8 protein-coding genes, 6 tRNA genes and 4 pseudogenes are annotated in these 20,787 nt (G+C 40.2%); 12 read left to right on the forward strand and 6 right to left on the reverse strand.

What is annotated here, in order from left to right:
- Positions 1-9: 9 nt before the first annotated feature.
- The 10 genes from tolB (at position 10) to ACGEDC_RS17060 (ending at position 5,681) form a co-directional block, all read left to right on the forward strand.
- Positions 10-1,338: a Tol-Pal system beta propeller repeat protein TolB gene (gene tolB / locus ACGEDC_RS17015; RefSeq protein WP_394494643.1), complete on the forward strand. Its 1,329-nt coding sequence runs from the start codon at positions 10-12 to the stop codon at positions 1,336-1,338.
- Between the two features lie 20 nt (positions 1,339-1,358).
- Positions 1,359-1,910 carry a peptidoglycan-associated lipoprotein Pal gene (pal, locus tag ACGEDC_RS17020; protein WP_055023791.1) on the forward strand — a complete coding sequence of 184 codons (552 nt, stop codon included), beginning with the start codon at positions 1,359-1,361 and terminating at the stop codon, positions 1,908-1,910.
- Positions 1,911-1,971: 61 nt separating this feature from the next.
- The gene (gene ybgF, locus ACGEDC_RS17025; protein WP_055023790.1) at positions 1,972-2,697 is read left to right on the forward strand and encodes a tol-pal system protein YbgF; all 726 of its coding nucleotides are present in this window, start codon (positions 1,972-1,974) and stop codon (positions 2,695-2,697) included.
- Between the two features lie 217 nt (positions 2,698-2,914).
- Positions 2,915-2,990 (forward strand) — tRNA-Lys (locus tag ACGEDC_RS17030).
- 162 nt (positions 2,991-3,152) lie between these two features.
- Positions 3,153-3,228: transfer RNA gene (locus ACGEDC_RS17035), tRNA-Lys, on the forward strand.
- A 159-nt stretch (positions 3,229-3,387) separates the two neighbouring features.
- A tRNA-Lys gene (locus tag ACGEDC_RS17040) sits at positions 3,388-3,463 on the forward strand.
- Between the two features lie 159 nt (positions 3,464-3,622).
- Positions 3,623-3,698 (forward strand) — tRNA-Lys (locus ACGEDC_RS17045).
- Between the two features lie 145 nt (positions 3,699-3,843).
- A tRNA-Lys gene (locus ACGEDC_RS17050) sits at positions 3,844-3,919 on the forward strand.
- A gap of 151 nt (positions 3,920-4,070) precedes the next feature.
- A tRNA-Lys gene (locus ACGEDC_RS17055) sits at positions 4,071-4,146 on the forward strand.
- A gap of 383 nt (positions 4,147-4,529) precedes the next feature.
- Positions 4,530-5,681 (forward strand): DcaP family trimeric outer membrane transporter, encoded by a 1,152-nt coding sequence (locus ACGEDC_RS17060; RefSeq protein ID WP_065108323.1) that lies wholly within the window; start codon positions 4,530-4,532, stop codon positions 5,679-5,681.
- Between the two features lie 100 nt (positions 5,682-5,781).
- On the opposite strand, the gene ACGEDC_RS17065 is transcribed toward ACGEDC_RS17060, so the two are convergent.
- The 3 genes and pseudogenes from ACGEDC_RS17065 to acs all read right to left on the reverse strand — a co-directional run bounded on the left by ACGEDC_RS17065 (position 5,782) and on the right by acs (position 10,064).
- Entirely contained in the window at positions 5,782-6,042 is a 261-nt protein-coding gene (locus tag ACGEDC_RS17065; RefSeq protein WP_055026330.1) for a GrxA family glutaredoxin, read from the reverse strand.
- Between the two features lie 67 nt (positions 6,043-6,109).
- A pseudogene (locus tag ACGEDC_RS17070) lies at positions 6,110-7,865 on the reverse strand (DEAD/DEAH box helicase family protein).
- A gap of 246 nt (positions 7,866-8,111) precedes the next feature.
- Positions 8,112-10,064, reverse strand: a complete 1,953-nt coding sequence (acs, locus tag ACGEDC_RS17075) for an acetate--CoA ligase (RefSeq protein WP_394494646.1) — start codon at positions 10,062-10,064, stop codon at positions 8,112-8,114.
- A gap of 187 nt (positions 10,065-10,251) precedes the next feature.
- Here acs and ACGEDC_RS17080 point away from each other — a divergent pair.
- Positions 10,252-13,676: pseudogene (locus tag ACGEDC_RS17080) on the forward strand (hybrid sensor histidine kinase/response regulator).
- Between the two features lie 41 nt (positions 13,677-13,717).
- Complete coding sequence (locus ACGEDC_RS17085) at positions 13,718-14,314, forward strand: glutathione S-transferase family protein (RefSeq protein ID WP_394494648.1); 597 nt, start codon at positions 13,718-13,720, stop codon at positions 14,312-14,314.
- A 137-nt stretch (positions 14,315-14,451) separates the two neighbouring features.
- Here ACGEDC_RS17085 and ACGEDC_RS17090 read toward each other — a convergent pair whose 3' ends face one another.
- From ACGEDC_RS17090 to bioA, 3 genes and pseudogenes are all read right to left on the reverse strand, one after another.
- The gene (locus ACGEDC_RS17090) at positions 14,452-15,333 is read right to left on the reverse strand and encodes an NAD(P)-dependent oxidoreductase (protein ID WP_055026325.1); all 882 of its coding nucleotides are present in this window, start codon (positions 15,331-15,333) and stop codon (positions 14,452-14,454) included.
- Positions 15,334-15,707: 374 nt separating this feature from the next.
- Positions 15,708-18,685 (reverse strand): annotated as a pseudogene (locus ACGEDC_RS17095) (TonB-dependent receptor).
- A 665-nt stretch (positions 18,686-19,350) separates the two neighbouring features.
- Positions 19,351-20,690: pseudogene (gene bioA / locus ACGEDC_RS17100) on the reverse strand (adenosylmethionine--8-amino-7-oxononanoate transaminase).
- Between the last annotated feature and the right edge of the window lie 97 nt (positions 20,691-20,787).

Below are 20,787 nucleotides of genomic sequence, written 5' to 3' on the forward strand. Positions count from 1 at the left end.
AGGAGTCACATGAAGATTTTGGCAAAATGGTTAACAGTTTTTGTATTTTTAACCAGTACCACGGCAAATGCAGCGCTAGATATTGTTATTACTGAAGGTGTTGATGCCGCAAGGCCCATTGCGGTTATGCCTTTTGTATGGCAAGGAAGAGGGCCAGCGCCAACACAAATTAGTGATGTTGTTACAAGTGATTTAGCTCGTAGTGGTACATTTAGTCCATTGGATGCTCGCAGTCTACCGCAAGCGAATATCAGTACTGTTAACGAATTCATTGCAACAGGGTGGGAGCAAACGGCTTCAGATGCACTCTTAGTCGGTTCGATTAAACCTTATGGTACTAATCAGTACTTAGTGAGTTTTGACTTAATCGACTTAGTCAAAGCGCAGTTGCAGTCTGACAAAGGTCCAGTACCTGCAAGTGACTTATTATTGGAAAGCCGTGAAACGGTAATAAGTGAGTCGCAATTTAGACAGTATGGTCATCGCATCAGTGACATCGTGTATGAAAAGCTAACTGGAATACGTGGTGCCTTCTTAAGTCGTATTGCTTATGTGGTTGTCAAACAGGGGGAGAAATCACCGTATCACTTGATGATCGCTGATTATGACGGATATAACGAGCAAATGTTATTGCGTTCGCCTGAACCGTTAATGTCACCGACTTGGTCTCCTGACGGACGTCGTCTCGCTTATGTGAGTTTTGAGAATCGTAAAGCAGAAATATTTGTTCAAGATATCTATACTCAAGAACGTATTAAGGTGAGCTCCCATAAAGGTATTAATGGTGCACCAAGCTTTTCGCCTGATGGTAAAAAGTTAGCTGTTACATTATCAAAAGATGGACAACCTGAAATTTACGTGATTGATATAGCGACAAAGGCACTTAAACGTGTGACAAATCACTACGCTATTGATACAGAAGCATCTTGGATGCCTGATGGAGAGTCATTGATTTTTACTTCAGAACGTGGCGGCAGACCTCAAATTTATCAAGTTAAATTGAGTACTGGAAAAATCTCACGTGTGACGTTTGAAGGTGAGTGGAACCTAGGCGGTACTATCACTCCTGATGGACGTAGTATGATTTTTGTAAATCGTACTAATGGTAAATTTAATATTGCGAGAATGGATCTTCAAACTCGCTTTATGCAAGTGCTTACTTCAACTCAACTTGATGAGTCACCAAGTATTGCACCTAATGGAACCATGGTTATCTATGGTACAACCTATCGCGGTAAGCAAGTATTAGCAGCGGTATCTATGGATGGACGTTTTAAAGCAAGACTACCAGCAGGCCAAGGTGAAGTGAAATCGCCAGCCTGGTCTCCATTTCTATAAATTTTAATTAAGGATTACCCATGAATCTGAATAAGTTGTTTAAAGCTATGTTAGTTGTTGTACCTGTAATGGCATTAGGTGCATGTAGCACAACTTCAGAATCTGAAACTGACGCAAGTGGTTCAACTAGTGGTTCTACTACTACAACCACTGGCGGTGAATATGGTTCTGGTGGTGTTGAAACAGGTGGCGCAGCGCCAATCTTAACTCCAGAAGAGCAGCAACGTATTGAGCAAGAAGAATTACGTGCTCAAAATATTATTTATTTTGATTTTGACCGTAGTGAAGTACAAAGTGAAAATGCTGCAATTATTCAAGCTCACGGAAACTATTTAGTTGAGCACCCAAATGTACGTGTATTAATTGAAGGTCATGCTGATGAGCGTGGAACTCCTGAATACAATATTGCGTTAGGTGAACGTCGTGCTAAAGCTATTGCTAAATACTTACAAGGTATGGGTGTTCAAGCTAGCCAAATGAGTGTTGTTAGTTATGGTGAAGAAAAGCCATTAGATTTTTCACGCAGTGAAAGTGGTTTTGCAAAAAACCGCCGCGGTGTTTTAGTTTATTAATCGCGAAGAGTAAAAGCGATAACGGAAGGCCGGCTATGCCGGCCAGTTTAGGAGTTTATTGATGAAACATGCTGTTTTAGTTGCTGCGATGTTTGTAGCTGCAGGTGCTAACGCTGCCCCTGCACCTGTTCAAGATATTGCAGGCGGGTCAAATGATGATCGACTATCTCGTTTAGAACGTATTATTAAAGCAAAACAACAATCTGAATTTGAAGCGCAACAACGTTTAGATGCATTACAACGTGAAGTTCTTGAGTTACGTGGTATTACTGAACAGCAAGATTATCAAATTAGTCAAATGTTGCAGCGCCAACGCCAGCTTTATGAAGAAATTGCTAATTTATCAGCGAGTGCGGCGTCGACCACTGTCTCTGTCGCTGATACAGCTACATCTGCTGGCACTCAGTCTACTCTAGGGGAAACTGCAAGCTATGAGCAAGCCGTGAACCTTGTATTGAAAGAGCGTAAGTACGATGAAGCCATTCCGGCCTTTAGTGACTTCATTAAACAATACCCAGATTCCACATATGCTGCCAATGCCAACTATTGGTTAGGCCAGTTGTTATTCAATAAAGGTACTTTTGCTGAAGCTAAAGTTGCATTTAATACCGTGGTCAATAAATATCCTAACTCTAATAAACGTGGTGATAGTTTAGTTAAGTTAGGCATGATCGCTGAAAAAGAAGGTGACAGTGCGACAGCGAAGACATTCTATAACCGAGTGTTAAAAGAATACGCTAATAGTGCCTCTGCAAGACTTGCTCAACAACAATTGTCGGCTTTGTAAGCCTAATTTAACTAAAAAACAGCCTCTTAGTTTATTTTTAGTGCAAACGGCAAAAAAACCATAAATTGCACTTGCATGCGAAGATGAAAAAGGTATTATAGGCGCCCTCAGAACGGAGCGACGTTCTGAGGTCATTAAACAGGTTAGATTAACTTAGTTAGATGACAGATTGATTGAACACTATTTATAGTCTTCACTTAATCTAAGAAGCAGAAATGGGTCGTTAGCTCAGTTGGTAGAGCAGTTGGCTTTTAACCAATTGGTCGAAGGTTCGAATCCTTCACGACCCACCACTTTTCTGAAAGTGAGATTGCCAGTTAGGCTTTAAATCAGACGTAATAAATCGTTACGTAAAACTAGAGGGGTGGTTAGATTAGTTGTTTGTGCTCTTGTTATCAAGAATAGGCAGTTGGCTTTCTCTCCGATTAAAACATAGGTTTTAATGAAATACAGATGGGTCGTTAGCTCAGTTGGTAGAGCAGTTGGCTTTTAACCAATTGGTCGAAGGTTCGAATCCTTCACGACCCACCACTTTTCTGAAAGTGTTGCCAGTTAGGCATAAATTTAGACGTAATGAATCGTTACGTAAAACTAGATGGGTCGTTAGCTCAGTTGTTTGTCCTCTTGTTAACAAGATTAGACAGTTGGCTTTCTCTCCAATTAAGACATAGGTTTTAATGAAGTACAGATGGGTCGTTAGCTCAGTTGGTAGAGCAGTTGGCTTTTAACCAATTGGTCGAAGGTTCGAATCCTTCACGACCCACCACTTTTCTGAAAGTGTTGCCAGTTAGGCATAAATTTAGACGTAATGAATCGTTACGTAAAACTAGATGGGTCGTTAGCTCAGTTGTTTGTCCTCTTGTTAACAAGATTAGACAGTTGGCTTTCTCTCCAATTAAGACATAAGTTTTAATGAAAAATAGATGGGTCGTTAGCTCAGTTGGTAGAGCAGTTGGCTTTTAACCAATTGGTCGAAGGTTCGAATCCTTCACGACCCACCACTTTTCTAAAAGTGTTGCCAGTTAGGCATAGATTTAGAAGCAAAACCTAGATGGGTCGTTAGCTCAGTTGTTTGTGCTCTTGATAACAAGAATAGACAGTTGGCTTTCTTTCCAATTAAAACATAAGTTTTAATAAAAAATAGATGGGTCGTTAGCTCAGTTGGTAGAGCAGTTGGCTTTTAACCAATTGGTCGAAGGTTCGAATCCTTCACGACCCACCACTTTTCTGAAAGTGAGATTGCCAGTCAGGCTTTAATTCAGACGTAATGAATCGTTACGTAAAACTAGATGGGTCGTTAGCTCAGTTGTTTAGTTTAATTAGGCAGTTGGCTTTCTCTCCAATTAAAACATAGGTTTTAATGAAATACAGATGGGTCGTTAGCTCAGTTGGTAGAGCAGTTGGCTTTTAACCAATTGGTCGAAGGTTCGAATCCTTCACGACCCACCACTTTTCTGAAAGTGAGATTGCCTGTTCGGCTTTAATTCAGTTCTTCTATTGTCCTACCGTTTTTAATCTATTCATATTCAAGCTTTTTTAATTTATTCAGCCTTACAATAAACTCAACTCTTATATGTTGATGTTGTACTTTTTGTCAACTTTATCGCCTCATGAATAAGTATTCTTTTGTTCACAAGAATACTGCTTAGCTATTAATTTTACTGGGCAGTCTTAACGTATTCAAATTGCTAATGTTATCTACCATTTAATTGCAAACCTGCTAATCATTTTAGCTTTCTCTCATCTACTTTTGTCTAATAGACCTATTGCTAATGTTGCTTATTTGTTAAGTGGGTCATATTGCTTTAGATGATAAGAACAGGGAGAGCATGATGAAACAAGCAAAATATGGTTTATTAATCGGTTGTTCAATGCTGGCATTAAGTAATGTTAGTTATGCAGATACTGATATGCAGTTTGGGGGCTACGTAAAAGCTGATGTGATGTTCAGTGACTATGGTAATGGCGCACCCGATTCAGGAAGTTTATCTCGTCAATTTTATGTGCCTGGTACTATTTATGGCGAAGAGGGTAATGGTAAACAAGTTGTCGATTTTCAGGCGCGAGAGACTCGTTTTAATTTTAAAACGGTTTCAGATTTTGATGGTCATAAGTTAACAGGTTTTATTGAATTAGATTTCATGACTCATACTGACGGTAATGAACGTGTATCTAACAGTTATTCACCACGTATTCGACAAGCTTTTATTAGTTATGATAACTGGACAGTCGGTCAAACATGGACAACGTTCCAAAATCCTGGCGCATTGCCTGAAAACTTAGATTTTGTTGGTGCAGCCGAAGGTACACCTTTTGTTAGACAAGCGATGATTCGCTATACAAATGGTGGATTTCAAATAGCAGTCGAAAACCCTGAAACGACTGTAAATAAATTTGGTACGGCAACACGACTCACCAGTGGTAGTGGCATTGTGCCAGATGTCGTTGCTCGTTATAACTTTAAGACAGAAGGCGGGACTGCTATTTCTGTGGCTGGTATTTTACGTCAATTGAATGTTGAAGAAAATGTTGATGGGCAGGCGGTAGATTCAACTGAAATGGGTTACGGTGCGAGTATTGCCGGTATTATCCCGGTCGGAAACGATGACTTTAAATTCTCAGCAACCTACGGTGAAGGCCTAGGGCGTTATATGGCGTTGAATTATGCCAATGCTGGTAATCTTGATGCTAACGGCGAAATACAAGCGATAAGCTCTTACGGTGGCTATGCCGCTTACCGCCATTGGTGGAATGACAAATGGCGTACGAGTGTCACTGTGTCAGCATTTAAAGCTGATAACGATACCATGCTATCGAGTAGCTTAGTAAATGCTGAGTCTTACTCAAGTTATATTAACTTATTGTATTCACCAACCAAGCCTTTGACCTTTGGTGTTGAGTATATGTACGCGAAAAACGAACGTGAAAATGGAAGTGATGGTGACCTAAGCCGTATTTTGTTCTCTGCTAAATACGTGCTTTAAAAGCTCATCATTTTCTAAGGTAGCATTACGACATCAAAAAAGGGTTAATTCATTGAATTAACCCTTTTTTCATTTGTGCATAATTGATTTTTTAATCTAATTAGCCCAATAAGTTGTTTGAACGTACGTACTGTTCAAATTCAGTGTAACCACCAACATGCACTTCATCGACAAAGATTTGCGGCACTGTTTCAACAGGCTTGCCAACCGTTTTCTCTAAATCAGCTTTTGAAATGCCTTCAGCGTGAATGTCGACATACTTGAACTTAAATCCGTCACGCTGTTCAGTTAATTTTTCTGATAGTTCAACAGCACGAACACAATAAGGGCAGCCTGGACGGCCAAAAATTACAACAAACATAGTGACTCCTTTTTTTGATTTGACGATTTATACCATAAGTTCTATCGAATTGATAATTTCATTCAATTCAAACAAAACTGTTTTCATTAATGGTTTTAAATCGTCCTTTATAATCAAAAAACTTTTCCACTAATTCCCACTTATGCTTTTGTTTTTTTAGTAACAGAAAATCAGGCGTTTTAAAATGTTTCTGGTGTTCAACAACTTGTTGAGGTGATGAGAATTGTGGATGTTTCATCCCAGGCGTGCGCGAGTGTGGAGCAATAAAAATTGCAAATAAGGCGCGCCGTTGAGCAGGTGTTTCCATTCTAAAGCTTTCTTTAAATTCATTAGCGTCAATATCGAAATATTTCACTATCAGCTTTTTATCATCTTCGATGAGATGCATCTCTTGGCATTTGAATAAATGATGATGTTGAGAGGATAAAACTTGTTTCAATCGTTTATCTGGATCAATGAGTGTTGACTGGCATGTTTGGCAAATGCGCGCTGCAATATCATTTTCAGCGCCACAATCAGGGCAGGATTTAGAGCGAAACCTGAAATCACATTGCTGATGTGTATCCTGTTTTGTATCGACTAACCCTTGGCAGCGTCGTCCGAAGTGTTCAACAATATCACCGTCGGCATCGACAATACCCCAAAAAGTATTAGCAAACTGGCAAACGGGGCAGTGTACTTGTACTGGGACAGATTTACTGTTGGGTTTGACTTGGCCAACTTCAGGAAAATAAAGATCATATCCATTAGCCGCATAATCAATGACTAGGCAATCCTCTTTGTCTTTTGCTAAGCGTAAGCCTCTGCCAATCATTTGCTGAAATAAGCTCACAGAGGCCGTAGGCCTTAAGATAGCAATTAAATCTACATGTGGAGCATCAAAGCCTGTAGTAAGTACCGCTACGTTGACAATGTATTTAAGACTTTGCTGCTTAAACCGTGAAATAATATCATCACGCACTGTATGAGGGGTGTCAGCGGTAATTAAAGCTGCACTATCATCGAGTAACTTCATTATTTCTTTTGCATGACGCACTGTTGCCGCAAATATGAGTACGCCTTTACGGTGTTCTGCTAGTTGCACAACCTGTTTAATAATTGCTGTGGTAGCTCGGCCTTGATGGTCTAATAAATCATCGACTTCTTTTTGTGGATATTCGCCCGTCTCTGAAGGAGTTACCTGGCTAAAATCATATTGTGCGCTTAAGCCATCGAATATCTTAGGTGCTGTTAAATAGCCACGTTTAATGAGTGGCCGCATGGGCAATTCAAAAATACATTGTTCAAAAATAGGTTTTTCTGTGTTGCCGACTTTACCGTGATAATGATGGCGAAATATCCAGCCTAGTCCTAATCTGTATGGTGTTGCCGTTAATCCTAGTAATTTTAGTTGCGGATTATTTTTTTCAGATGATTCAATAACTGCCAATACTGACTATTTTCATCGTTACTAACACGGTGACATTCATCAATAATAACCAAAGAGAAAGTTTGGTTAAATTTTTCAGGTGCCCTAGCAGCTGATTGAACGCTAGCCACAACCGTTTTACCTACCGCTTTTTTTGGTTTAATCCAGCTGAATAGGTACTGGCATCTTGAGTCAGTAATCCCACTTTTTCTGCATTTTGAGCGACTAGCTCTTTAACATGAGTCAATATCAAAACATTGCCTCTAGCTATTCTTGCAAGTTCTGCTATCACGATACTTTTACCAGCACCTGTTGGTAATACTAATACAGCGGAGTCATTACTTTGCTTAAAGTGTTTTATAGCGGCATCAACAGAATCTTGTTGGTAATCACGAAGGGATATTACAGCTGTCATAGGTTTTTATCGTTATTGAATAATGTTCAAATTAATAATCAAATTCATCGCATTCACGGAGCATACATTGCTAGTGATATTGCTAGTGATATTGCTAGTGATATAAATGGTTACTCTAGCATGAAATAAAGCCCTTAATTTAGGCTGTATAAAAAATTGATATAAAAAAGCCCCCTCAATTGAGGGGGCAACGAGAATCTGGTTAGGATTTCTCAAGGTGGGTAGGACAGTTAATTGATTAGGATATTATTCCGCTTTATTCAAGCGTGATTCTATCAAGGTATCGATTACCGCAGGATCTGCAAGTGTTGAAGAATCACCTAAGTTTGTTACCTCGTTTGCTGCAATCTTACGCAAGAAACGGCGCATGATTTTGCCAGAGCGAGTCTTAGGTAAACCACCAGCCCATTGAATCAAATCTGGGGTAGCTAACGCGCCGATTTCTTTACGAACCCATTGTCGTAAGTTTTGACGAAGCTCTTCCGTTTCTTCAATACCTTTAGTTAAGGTCACATAAGCGTAGATACCTTGACCTTTGATGTCATGGGGGTAACCAACTACTGCGGCCTCAGCAACTAGCTCATGTGAAACAAGGGCACTTTCAACTTCGGCGGTACCTAAACGATGACCGGATACGTTAATAACGTCATCCACACGACCCGTGATCCAGTAATAACCGTCTTCGTCACGACGGGCACCATCACCAGTAAAGTACATGCCTCGGAAAGTTTTAAAATACGTTAATGCAAAACGGTCATGATCGCCATAAACCGTGCGCATTTGGCCTGGCCAAGAATCGAGAATGACCAAATTACCTTCAACTGCACCATCTAAAATATTACCCATGTTATCAACTAGGGCTGGCTGCACACCAAAGAATGGGCGAGTCGCAGAGCCTGGTTTAGCATCGGTTGCTCCAGGAAGTGGGCTAATTAAGATACCGCCAGTTTCTGTCTGCCACCAAGTATCAACAATTGGGCAAGACTCATGGCCAATGACTTCGTGATACCAGCGCCAAGCTTCAGGGTTGATAGGTTCACCTACTGAGCCCATTACACGAAGCGAACTGCCATCAAAGCCGTCAAATTGCTCTTTGCCTTCAGCCATCAGTGCACGGATTAATGTCGGTGCGGTATAAAGAATATTCACTTTATGACGATCAATCATTTCACCTAAACGTGATGGACCTGGAGAATTAGGTACACCTTCGTGAATAAGAATCGTTGCACCATTGGCCAGTGGGCCATAAACCATATAGGAATGGCCAGTAATCCAACCGACATCGGCAGTACACCAATAAACCTCGCCTTCTTTGTAATCAAATACATATTCGTGTGTCATTGATGCATAAACCATGTAACCACCGGTTGTGTGCAGCACACCTTTAGGGTTACCAGTTGAGCCTGATGTATAAAGTAGGAAAAGCGGGTCTTCAGCGCCCATTTCTTCGGCTTGGCAATGCTCTGAAGCTGTTGCCATTACATCGCTCCACCAAATATCACGACCTTCAACCCAATCGATATCTCCGCCTGTGCGGTTGAGTACGATAACTTTTTCGACGCAATCAACATCTGGATTATTCAGTGCGTCATCAATACTACGTTTAAGAGGAATTTTACGACCACCACGAACACCTTCGTCGGCAGTAATCAATACTTTTGATTTGCCATCAATAACACGAGATGCAATGGAGTCTGGAGAGAAACCTCCAAATACCACTGAGTGAATAGCACCAATGCGAGCACAAGCTAACATGGCTACAGCAGCTTCAGGCACCATTGGCATATAAATCGTGACGACATCGCCTTTACACACGCCTTGGCTGCGAAGTGCATTGGCAAATTTACACACATCAGTATGTAACTCACGGTAAGTAATTTTACGCTGCTCATTTGCATCATCGCCTTCCCAGATAATGGCAACTCTATCGCCATTTTTTTCAAGATGGCGATCTAAACAGTTTGCAGAGGCGTTTAATGTGCCATCATAAAACCAATTGATAGACAGGTTATGATCATCAAAAGAGGTCTTTTTGATTTTGGTGTAAGGCTTAATCCAATCGATACGCTTACCATGTTCTCTCCAAAACCCTTCTGGATTTACCACTGATTCTTGGTACATTTTTTTATATTTATCGTTATCTACCAGTGCATTGTTGGCGAAATCTGCTGGTACTTTATAGAGAGACTGCGAGCTCATAGGGCTTCCCTTTGTCAAAATTAGCGTTACGAGAGTATTGTCTGCAAGGTGAGGTTAACACTATTAGACCTTGGTCTAGTTTTAAAATATCCTTAATATTTAACCTGTTGCGCATGTTAGCATGACGTATTCGTGAAACGGTTTTATTGCACAAATATTAAGCATAAAAATAATTAAAGAGAATGCTATGAATTTGACCTTAGTCGTTGCTGTAATTGCAATTTGCTATGTTTCCTTGCTGTTTATCTTAGCGTGGGGAGCTGAACGCTGGTTTAGTAAAATCACCAAAAAGGTGCAAGTGTGGATATACGGCTTAAGTCTAGCGGTTTACTGTTCGTCGTGGAGCTTTTTAGGCACTGTGGGGCAGTCTGCTAATGATTTGTGGTCTTTTTTACCGATTTATTTAGGGCCTATTTTGGTTTTTACTTTAGGCTTTGGCATGCTTCGTAAGATAGTAGCCATATCAAAAGCGCAAAATATCACCTCTGTTGCAGATTTTATTGCCGCTCGCTATGGAAAATCTCAAACCCTTGCTGCAATTGTGACACTTATTGCTTTATTTGGGATCATGCCTTATATCGCTTTGCAGTTAAAAGCGATGGTCTTTAGCTTGAATTTATTTCAGCCTGAAAACATGCCATTAAATGATGTCAGCGTCCCCATGGTCATGACATTTATTTTAGCAATCTTTGCTATCTTATTTGGTACACGAAAGCTTGATGCAACAGAGCATAACCCTGGAATGATGGTCGCTATTGCATTCGAGTCATTAGTGAAGCTAGCTGCTTTTTTAATTGTTGGCTTTGTGATTACTTTTGGCTTTTTTGATGGGTTTGGTGATATTTGGCAGCAGGCGGCAGAAAAAGACATTATTAAACATGGCTCATTAAATATTACTTCTTTTTGCCTGAGATGTTTGTGGGTGTAGCCGCATTTTTATGTATGCCAAGGCAATTCCATGTCATGGTGGTAGAATGTGCTGAAGAGTCTGTACTTAAAAAAGCACGTTGGATATTCCCATTATACCTCGCCATGTTTGGCTTGTTTGTGGCGCCATTAGCCTTAGCTGGCACATTATTACTCGGCGACAGTGTGGCCGCCGACACTTACGTGATTAATCTTCCTTTAGCACTAGATCAACCGGTACTAGCGGTGATTGCGTTGTTAGGCACATTATCTGCGGCAACGGGCATGGTAATTGTTGCTGTGGTGACGATAAGTATTATGATCAGTAATGAGTGGATTGTTCCTTTCATGCTACGCACGAATAAAGTGAGTGGAACTAATTTTAACCAATTTGCTCGTTTTTTACTTAATGCTCGCCGTCTTGCCATCGTTATCATTCTTTCATTAGGCTACTTAAGTTACTTATTGTTCGGTAATAGTGAGTCATTATCTCATTTAGGACAATTGTCATTCGGTGCTTTCGCTCAGCTTGCACCAGCTTTGCTCGGTGGATTGTATTGGAAGTATGGTAATCGCTCAGGGGTATTCTTAGGCTTAGCGGTTGGGTTTTCTTTATGGTGTTATATCCTATTTGAAGGCAGTGTAGGTTTAGGGCAAGAAACAGGCTTATTAGCCTCAATTAGCCCAGAGGTTGACGATACGCTTATTGCCCTATTAGCTAATATTATTTGTTATATATTAGGCTCATTATGGTTTAGAGCGGGTGTCGCTGAGCGTATTCAAGCTAGCCATTTTATCAATCCGGGCTCACTTCAATCTGATTCAAACAAAAAAGACGCTAACAGAAAACACACTGCCATTTCCCAGCAAGACTTGTTAATTCTCGCCAGTCGATTTGTCAGCCCAACTAGAGCATATGAAAGCTTTAGTAAGTTCTCGCCAGATGCTGTGCGTAGTGATTCATGGCATAAAATGGCTGACCAATCTTTAGTGTCGCACACTGAGCATATGCTTGCTGGGGTATTAGGTGCCTCTAGTGCCTCTTTGGTAATGGATTCAGTATTACAAGGTCGTGACTTAGCCCTTGATGAAGTATTCAGCTTGGTAGATGAAGCATCATCTAAGATTATTTTAAGCCAAGATATGCTTAGAGGCGCAATTGAGCACGCTTATGAAGGCATGAGTGTGGTCGATAAAGATTTGAATTTAGTTGCTTGGAACTTTAAATATGCTGAGCTGTACGATTACCCTGAAGGATTTTTACAACAGGGCATGCCAATTAGCGAGGTGATCCGTTTTAATGCTGCCAGAGGCTACTGTGGTGAGGGCGACATAGAGTTGCAAGTCGACATACGCGTGCAACATATGCGTAATGGTACTGAGCACACATCTGAGCGGCAGCGAAAAGATGGGAAAGTGATTAAAATTCAGGGCAACCCAATGCCTGATGGCGGTTTTGTGATGACCTTTACTGACATTACTCAATATCGCAAGCAAGAGAAAGCCTTATTAGAAGCGAATGAAACATTAGAATCTCGAGTACAAGAGCGTACTTATGAGCTCGCGATGCTCAATAGTGAACTCCTTGAAGCAAAAGCCCAAGAAGAAATGGCGAATGCCTCTAAAAGTCGTTTTTTAGCCGCTGTTGGGCATGATTTAATGCAGCCTTTAAATGCGGCTCGTTTGTTTACAGCATCGCTTGCACAATATCCGAATTTGGATTTGGAAGGAAAAACCACGCTTTCTCATATTAATAATTCACTTCGCACTGCTGGCGAATTATTAACTGACTTGTTGGATATTTCTAAATTAGATTCAGATATGGTAGAGGTGAATCGTCGAGATTTTTCTCTTGGAGAATTACTAAATGGCTTAGCCGTTGAATTTGAAGCCATGTCTGCTGACAATCAAATTAAATTTAATATGATGCCGTGTAATGCAACGATTAATTCTGATTTATCCCTATTAAGACGAGTGTTACAAAACTTTTTAACCAATGCCTATCGCTATGCAAAAGGCGGAAGAGTATTACTTGGTTGTCGTCATCGTGGTGATTTTATTGAAATTCAAGTTCTTGATACTGGTTGCGGTATTGATGAACATGAAACGCAAGAAATCTTTAAAGAGTTTAAACGTCTAAATCATCCAAGTAGTCGCAACGTTAGTGGACTAGGGCTCGGCTTAGCTATTGCTGACCGAATCAGTAAAGTGCTGGACCATCAAATCTTAGTGACATCAAAGTTAGGACAAGGATCGGTATTTTCTATAATGGTGCCGTTGGGCAAAACGGTAACAGAGAAAGTCGTGAAACCGGTACCGACGCCAACTCAGCCTCTAGCAGGGGTGAAAGTGCTATGTATTGATAATGAAGAAGCCATTTTAGCGGGACTTGAAAGTTTACTGACTCGTTGGAAATGTGATGTTGTTTGTGCCACGGATTTGGCTGATGCACGGATTAAATTAGGCCTCAAAGGGGTAGCTCCAGATATCGTTTTAGCTGACTATCATTTAGATAATGATCAAAACGGTGTGGATGCAATGGATGGAATTCGCTCTCGATACGGTGAGCATTTACCGGGCATTTTAATCACTGCTAATACCAACAAAGATCTCATTGATGATGTACAAAAGCGTGGCTATCACTACATGGCTAAAATGGTGAAACCTGCTGCATTAAGAGCGTTGATTTCAAGCCTAGTAAAATAGATGATCAAATAGTGAGAGATTTAACCAAAGCAAGGATGAAGATGATAACTGTATATGGTGACGTAAAGTCGGGAAATTGTTACAAGGTAAAGTTAACGCTAAGGTTACTAAATCAAGCTTATCGTTGGCGAGATATCGATATAATGGCTGGTGAAACTAAAACGGCAACATTTTTGAAAAAATCACCTCAAGGGAAGCTGCCTATTATTGAGCTTGATGATGGAAGGGTGCTGGCAGAGTCAAATGCCATTATAGGGTATTTAGCTGAAGGGTCTGGGCTGATACCGACTGATGAGTTTGATAAAGCATTAATGTATCAATGGCTTTTCTTTGAGCAATACACCCACGAACCTTGTATAGCCGTTGCTCGTTTTATTCGTCTTTATCAGAACATGCCGATTGAGCGGCAAGCTGAATATGATGTTTTACATGTTAAGGGTAGACAAGTGTTGAGATTACTAGATGAGCAGTTAGCCAACAAAGCCTTTATCTTAGGAGAACAATTCAGTCTAGCCGATATCGCCTTATTTGCTTATACCCATGTCGCCCATGAAGGTGGCTTTGATATAACGCCCTTTGAGAATATAAGGCAGTGGTTGAGTAATGTTGAACAACAGCCAGGCTTTGTCGGTATGTAAGATTAATTACATTGATTTTGAGAACATGCGACTAGAAAAATAAAGCCCCATATCAAACTAGATAAGGGGCTTTTAAAACTCAGTTAAACGGTGTAGCTAATAAAACGATCAATCTTTTAGGAATATCGATGTCGATATTATTTTTCTAACTTACTGAAATAATCAAAAATGACAGGAACATCATTTTGACCTAAACCTGCATCTACCGCTTCTTGTAAGCTAGTAGAAGTGCCCTGAGCAATAAGAGATTTAGTCCCTAAGTCTTCGCACATTGCAAGGAAATAACCTAAGTCTTTATTGGCATTTGCAACTGAGAAGCCAAGTTTTTCTTCACCGTCGACAGCATAGAACTTACAGAATTGCATGAACGGCGAGTTAGAAGGTCCTGCTGACATGATGTCAAATAACTGCTGTCCATCAACACCTGCAAGTTTTGCCACCGCAAATGCTTGCGACATGGTTGCTACCGTTGTCATACCCATGAAGTTATTAATTAATTTAGTTGTATGTCCTGCACCTAAAGCGCCTAGGTGGAATACATTTTCGCCTTGCTCTTCTAGTAATGGTTTCACTTTATTAAAAGTATCCATGTCACCAGCAGCCATAATGTTAAGTAGGCCATCTTTAGCATGTGCAGGTGTTCTGCCTAAAGGCGCATCAATCATGCCGACACCTTTTTCAGCAAGTGCAGCACCAATTTTTTTAGTCGAAGAGGGGATAGATGTACCAAAGTCAACTAGCACAGAGCCAGGTTTAATACCTTCTAATACGCCATCATCGCCGTATACAATTTTTTCTACCACTGCTGATGTCGTTAAACAAAACTGAACAACATCACTGGCAGCAGCTAACTCTTTTGCTGATGTAAAAGCAGTTGCATTGCCACGGTCAATAACACGTGCAACAGCTTCAGCGCTTAGATCCATTACATTGACTTGATAACCTCTCTTTTGTAGGTTCTCAACCATGTTGCCGCCCATAAGACCAAGGCCGATGAAACCAATGATTGGCTTTGTCATATCTAACTCCTAAAATTTTTATATATGTTTATCTGAGTAACAAAGATTGCTCAACGCTTAATAGTGCGAGTCAATTAACTGCATGGATTAACTGTCCATTTTTGAATATGCAATTAATTGTTTTACATGCTCTATTCTATTAAGTATTTGTAAATATTATCTAAATCGAGCTTATTACCAATATTAGTTAATAATAAATTTATTGTCAACCAATTTGTTGGGTTTTGGTTTACCAAAAGTTAAATTGGTAAGTTGACCTGTGAAGCTAAGTTGTGTTGTTATGTAATTTCGCTAAATTTATTGTCATTAATGGAAAGGTGATTGTTGAAGAAAGAGCCTACCCGTAGCGGAAGGCTCTTATTAAGTGTGGCTTATTAGAATCTAGCACGAACTCCAACAGTATAGCGACGATCTGATTCACTGTACTTCCATACCGAATCTAGCTCTGTAGTGTATTCAATTGGTTCCCCAGTTAAATTCACAACATTACCAACAACAGTGAAGTGTTCATTGATATCCCAACTTGCAGAAAAGTCGAATTGACCTCGAGCTTCACGGTAGTTGTTACCCACAGTCGCATCAAAGTTATCTGCTGATGGGTCATTTTGGTTAAATACGTTATAACCTAATGCACCAACTGTTTGAACGCGTTTCTCTGCTTGAGAATATAAGTAACGATCGCGCCAGTTATATGCTAGACGGAATTGAAGGTCGTCATTTTCCCAGTACACTTGACCGTTAGCTGTATTCTCTGAAATATTTAGCAGTGGGTTGCCATCAGGTTGCTCACTATCAGCATAGGTATAGTTGGCATTGACACCAAATCCAGACCAGAAACCTGGTAAGAAGGTAAACTGTTGTTGATAAGCTAGCTCAACACCTTTTACTTCACCGCTGCCACCATTAACGTCAGTATCAACAACAATACCTGTTCTGCCCGCAGCTTTTTCTGAGTCAACGTAGGCTAAACCTTGTGCCTCGGTTGCAAAGTTTACGTCACCTTGGCTTTGACCTGCTGTATCAAGTAAACAAACGTTGCCCCATTCTGTCGTGTTTTGGCCATCTACAGTACTTGGATCAGCTAAACAGCTGCTGTCTGTTTGTGTAAATGAATTGACGTCTTTATAGAAAAGTGCAGCTGAAACAATGCCACCATCACCAAAATAGTGTTCAACAGATAAGTCATATTGAGTCACACGGTATGGTTCAAGTTGGTAAGAACCTTGAGTACCAGTCACTAATGAGTTATCAATTGATAATGCTGGGCTTAGCTCATCAAAGTCTGCACGACGCATAACTTTTGCAGCAGCAAAGCGCATTAAGGTTTCATCTGTAAGGGTATAGGTCACATTCAAGCTAGGAGAAAATCTGAATAATCGTTTTCGCCAGTATCAAGAATTTTGTTGCCATTGGCATCAACAGAAGCAACAACGCTAGACTCTAATTCTGTTTGAATATAACGACCACCAAATACAGCAGTTAAATCATCAAAATCCAAATGGAATTGAGCATAGATAGCGCTGGTTTTCTCGTTAATTTCTTTATATGCACCATTATCTTCTACCATGTTGTCAGCTAATGAGCCGTTCATGGCATAAGAAGTACCTTGCAGCATTTGTTGAACTAATGCGTAAGTGGCTTCAGTGTTCTGTAGTAAATCAGCATCATAAACATTGTAAGTCATTAAATCGTTTTGACCATTTACACCTGTTTGGTCAAATGAATTACTCATGTTAACGATTTTCATGCTGTCAGCCAGTACAGGATTATCAATCCAAATAGGGCTGTAGAGTCCGTCAGCATTGGTTGCTTTTTTATAAGAATCTTTAAGGGTAGTGTTGCCGTTGATAGGTTTTAGGTCATAGCGGTTGGCGCTATAATCTCTATCAGTAAATCGTACACCAGCTTTTACTGCTGATACCCAATCTACACCAATGTCAGAGATTTTGAAGTCAAAGCGTAATGCTTGTTCTTCATTGTCAGTTTCAAGTGTTTTATGGAAGAATTCACGAAATACTAAGTTATCAGGGTTAGTTAACATACCTGAATCAGCATATGTGTAACCAGGAATGCCACTGCCCGTAAAAGAACTACCTGTACTGGTATGTGTTACAAGATCAAGGGTCGGATCTGTACGTTCAATTGGACGTAAGTTAAATTCATTTGCTGTTTGTTTTTCTTTAGATTTTGATATTGAGTATTCAGCAGATAATTCAATGTTATCAGTGATAAACCACTCACCACCTAGGGCATGAGAGGTGGTATCTGATGTCGTAAAGTCACTCCAAGTTTTTGGAATTACAAGGACACCATCTAAATCGTAATTATGTAGCTGACCGTTAGCGTCATAGTAAGAATCACTTCTTGCTACAGAGCTACCACCCACATCTAAGATAGAGTATGCAGATTGGCCACCATCAAGTTTAGTTGCATTCAAATCAAGGTAAATGTTGGCTTCAGCACTAACAGGTTCCCATTGTAGTGAAATACCATAAGCTGTACGTTCACGTTCTTCTGTTTTTTGCTCTAACGTGCTTTGCGTTCTGCGTAAGTATTTGCCATTAGGTCCACCTGAGTCATCAACAACGCCGTCACCGTTAATATCGATGTTATCGAGCAAATCAACTTTGTTGAAATATTCATCACGGCGTAGTTCACGGTCTAAATAAGCAAGGTTAGCTGAAGCACCAAATGTACCTGCATCACCTAAATCCCAGTTATTACCAATACCAGCTGAAAAATTTGGTGCAGTATTTTCTGTTTTATCTGAATATTCACCATCAAGCGTAATTGCCACAAGCGGTTCTGACAGCTCTAATGGACGAATAGTTTGCATGTTTACCGTACCACCTAAAGCACCCTCAATCATGTCAGGTGTAGGTGATTTAATGACTTCAACCGTTTTCAAAAAGCTTGAAGGAAAGTCATCCAATCCAATACCGCCACGACCAGCACCTGCAGTAGAGCGACCATTAAGTAGTATCAAGTTTTCAGATACGCCTCGAATTGTTACTGACTCACCCACCCCGAAGTCAGTTCCAATAGAAACACCTGTAATTCGTTGCAGAGCTTCTGCAATGTTATTATCAGGTAATTTACCAATGTCTTCTGCAACAATAGCATCGACAATACGATCATCGGCTCGCTTTAGTAAATTAGCTGCTTTTAAACTGCCAAATATCCCTTTAACTGCAATGACTTCAATTTCGTCTGTTTCTGCATTTTGAGTTTCAGCATCAGCAGCGAAGGTCGGCATAGACAGTAGAGCTGTTAGTGTCGCACCAAAAATCGTTATATTAGTTGATTTATTTTTAGTCGCACTAAACATTGCACTTATTTTGTTGAGCTTCATAATTCCCCCGAAAATTATTCCCTTTGGTCTTACCTTTTTTGGTATGACCAATTGTTGTTATTTTAAACAACAGAAACATTTATATAACACGTTACCAATTAATGCAACATGTTATTACCAATCTGGTAATGATTGGTGGCAGAGTTCAATGACAGCTAAATTGGAGGGAAAGTGTTGGCTGCTTGTTTATGTCAGGTTTTAAGTTGATTGGTTAGGTGTTAGTCGCTAAAAGTAGCGATTAGTGCTGAATTAATCATCAGATTGTTGATTTGATTATATTAAAACAATGTAATTTTTTGATTTTTTCTAAAGATGTGTCTTAATTGGTAAGTTTGCTTGGTAATGCTTTTTGGTAATGGTGGTTGGTGTGGTGTCTTGCAATAAGCACAGGTAATATAGCACTTTTTAATCGCATTCGAAAAATTTGCAGGGTAACACTGATTGTGAAGTCATAGCTCAAACATGGAGTTAGTATCAATCAGCTTAATGAGTCGCTTTTATGGTATGCGGCGCATGTTTGCAGAGGCTAAGTAGCCAAACCAGAAATTGTTTCTAGGTCTGGCGACTTTATATATTTCAGGCTCTAGTCAATTTAAAAGTCAACGATAGTGGTTATAGCAGTTAAAATATGATTAATTGCAGCGAGTTGCTGCACAGATAAATAATTAGCCATTACTGAATGTATCAGCCGTAGCTTGCTCTAATGTGATGTTTTTAGCGATGGTTTTCAAAGCTTGGGTCAATGTGGTTAATTGCTCAGAGCTAATCGTGTATGGCGGAGTGATATACAGTACATGACCAAAAGGTCTTATCCATACGCCAAGCTTAATAAATGCTTGCTGTAGTGCCCCGGTGTTAATGGCACTGTTCATTTCTATTACGCCAACTGAGCCAAGTACTCGTACATCTATGACATGTTCAAATTCAATTGCTTCAGCTAGTTCTTGCTTCATTTGCTTTTCGATGGCATCCACTTGATGTTGCCATTGACCCGTTTGTAATATTTTTAAGCTGGCATCTGCAGCAGAGCAGGCGAGCGGATTACCCATAAAAGTTGGACCATGCATAAAAACACCGGCAGGGGAGTCACTAACGCCATTAGCGACTTCATCGCTGCAAATTGTCGCTGCTAAACTGATGTAGCCCCCGTTAACGCCTTGCCTAAGCATAAAATATCAGCTTCGATTTCGGCATATTCATATGCGAATAACTTTCCAATTCTGCCGAAACCTGTGGCTATTTCATCCAGGATTAAAAGTACATTGTATTGATCACAAAGTTGTCGAATTGCTTTTAAATACTCAGCAGAATAAAAGTGCATCCCACCCGCTGCCTGCATAATAGGCTCAATAATCAGTGCAGCAATATTGTGGTGATGTTGCTGTAATATGGCTTCGAGTGCAGCAGTATCATTTTCTGCTAAAGTTTCTCCAAAAGAAGACGTCGGCGCTGGGGCAAACAATTGCTCGGTGACTGCGTCACCAAACATGGTGTGCATACCGTTATCAGGATCGCATACGCTCATCGCGGCAAACGTGTCGCCGTGATAGCCGCGTTTAACCGTTAATATTCGTTGTTTTTTGAATTGGTTTTTACCTTGCCAATATTGCATTGCCATTTTCATCGCAACTTCAACTGCAATTGATCCTGAATCAGCTAAAAATACTTTAGTCAGATTAGGGCTCGTCATATCCACAAGGCGTTTACACAAGTTAACGGCAGGTGCGTGGGTAATACCGCCAAACATCACATGGCTTAATGTGGTTAATTGATACTGCATGGCTTCAATAATTTCAGGACGATTATAGCCATGGATACAAGCCCACCAAGAACTGGTGCCATCAATAACAACTTGGCCATCGCTTAGGGTTAACTCACATCCCTCTGCACTAACCACACCAGTTACTTTTGCCGCGTTATGCATAGAAGTATAAGGGTGCCATATATGTTTTTTATCAAATTGGAAATCAATATTAGCTGAAGATTGTTGCAATGAGCTGTTCATATTTTAACCGTTAGTCAAGTTGTGTTGCTTGGTAGCATTGACAGTTTACATGCTCAAGGTATCCTAACCCAACAACAAGCGAATATAAAATGAATAA

The organism is Shewanella sp. ENK2, from assembly GCF_043568515.1.
Classification (GTDB): Bacteria; Pseudomonadota; Gammaproteobacteria; order Enterobacterales; family Shewanellaceae; genus Shewanella; species Shewanella japonica.

Excerpts from the sequence above, each read along its gene's own strand:
- tolB (WP_394494643.1), top strand. The coding sequence starts at position 10 with ATGAAGATTTTGGCAAAATGGTTAACAGTTTTTGTATTTTTAACCAGT.
- pal (WP_055023791.1), top strand. The coding sequence starts at position 1,359 with ATGAATCTGAATAAGTTGTTTAAAGCTATGTTAGTTGTTGTACCTGTA.
- ybgF (WP_055023790.1), top strand. The coding sequence starts at position 1,972 with ATGAAACATGCTGTTTTAGTTGCTGCGATGTTTGTAGCTGCAGGTGCT.
- ACGEDC_RS17060 (WP_065108323.1), top strand. The coding sequence starts at position 4,530 with ATGAAACAAGCAAAATATGGTTTATTAATCGGTTGTTCAATGCTGGCA.
- ACGEDC_RS17065 (WP_055026330.1), bottom strand. The coding sequence starts at position 6,042 with ATGTTTGTTGTAATTTTTGGCCGTCCAGGCTGCCCTTATTGTGTTCGT.
- acs (WP_394494646.1), bottom strand. The coding sequence starts at position 10,064 with ATGAGCTCGCAGTCTCTCTATAAAGTACCAGCAGATTTCGCCAACAAT.
- ACGEDC_RS17085 (WP_394494648.1), top strand. The coding sequence starts at position 13,718 with ATGATAACTGTATATGGTGACGTAAAGTCGGGAAATTGTTACAAGGTA.
- ACGEDC_RS17090 (WP_055026325.1), bottom strand. The coding sequence starts at position 15,333 with ATGACAAAGCCAATCATTGGTTTCATCGGCCTTGGTCTTATGGGCGGC.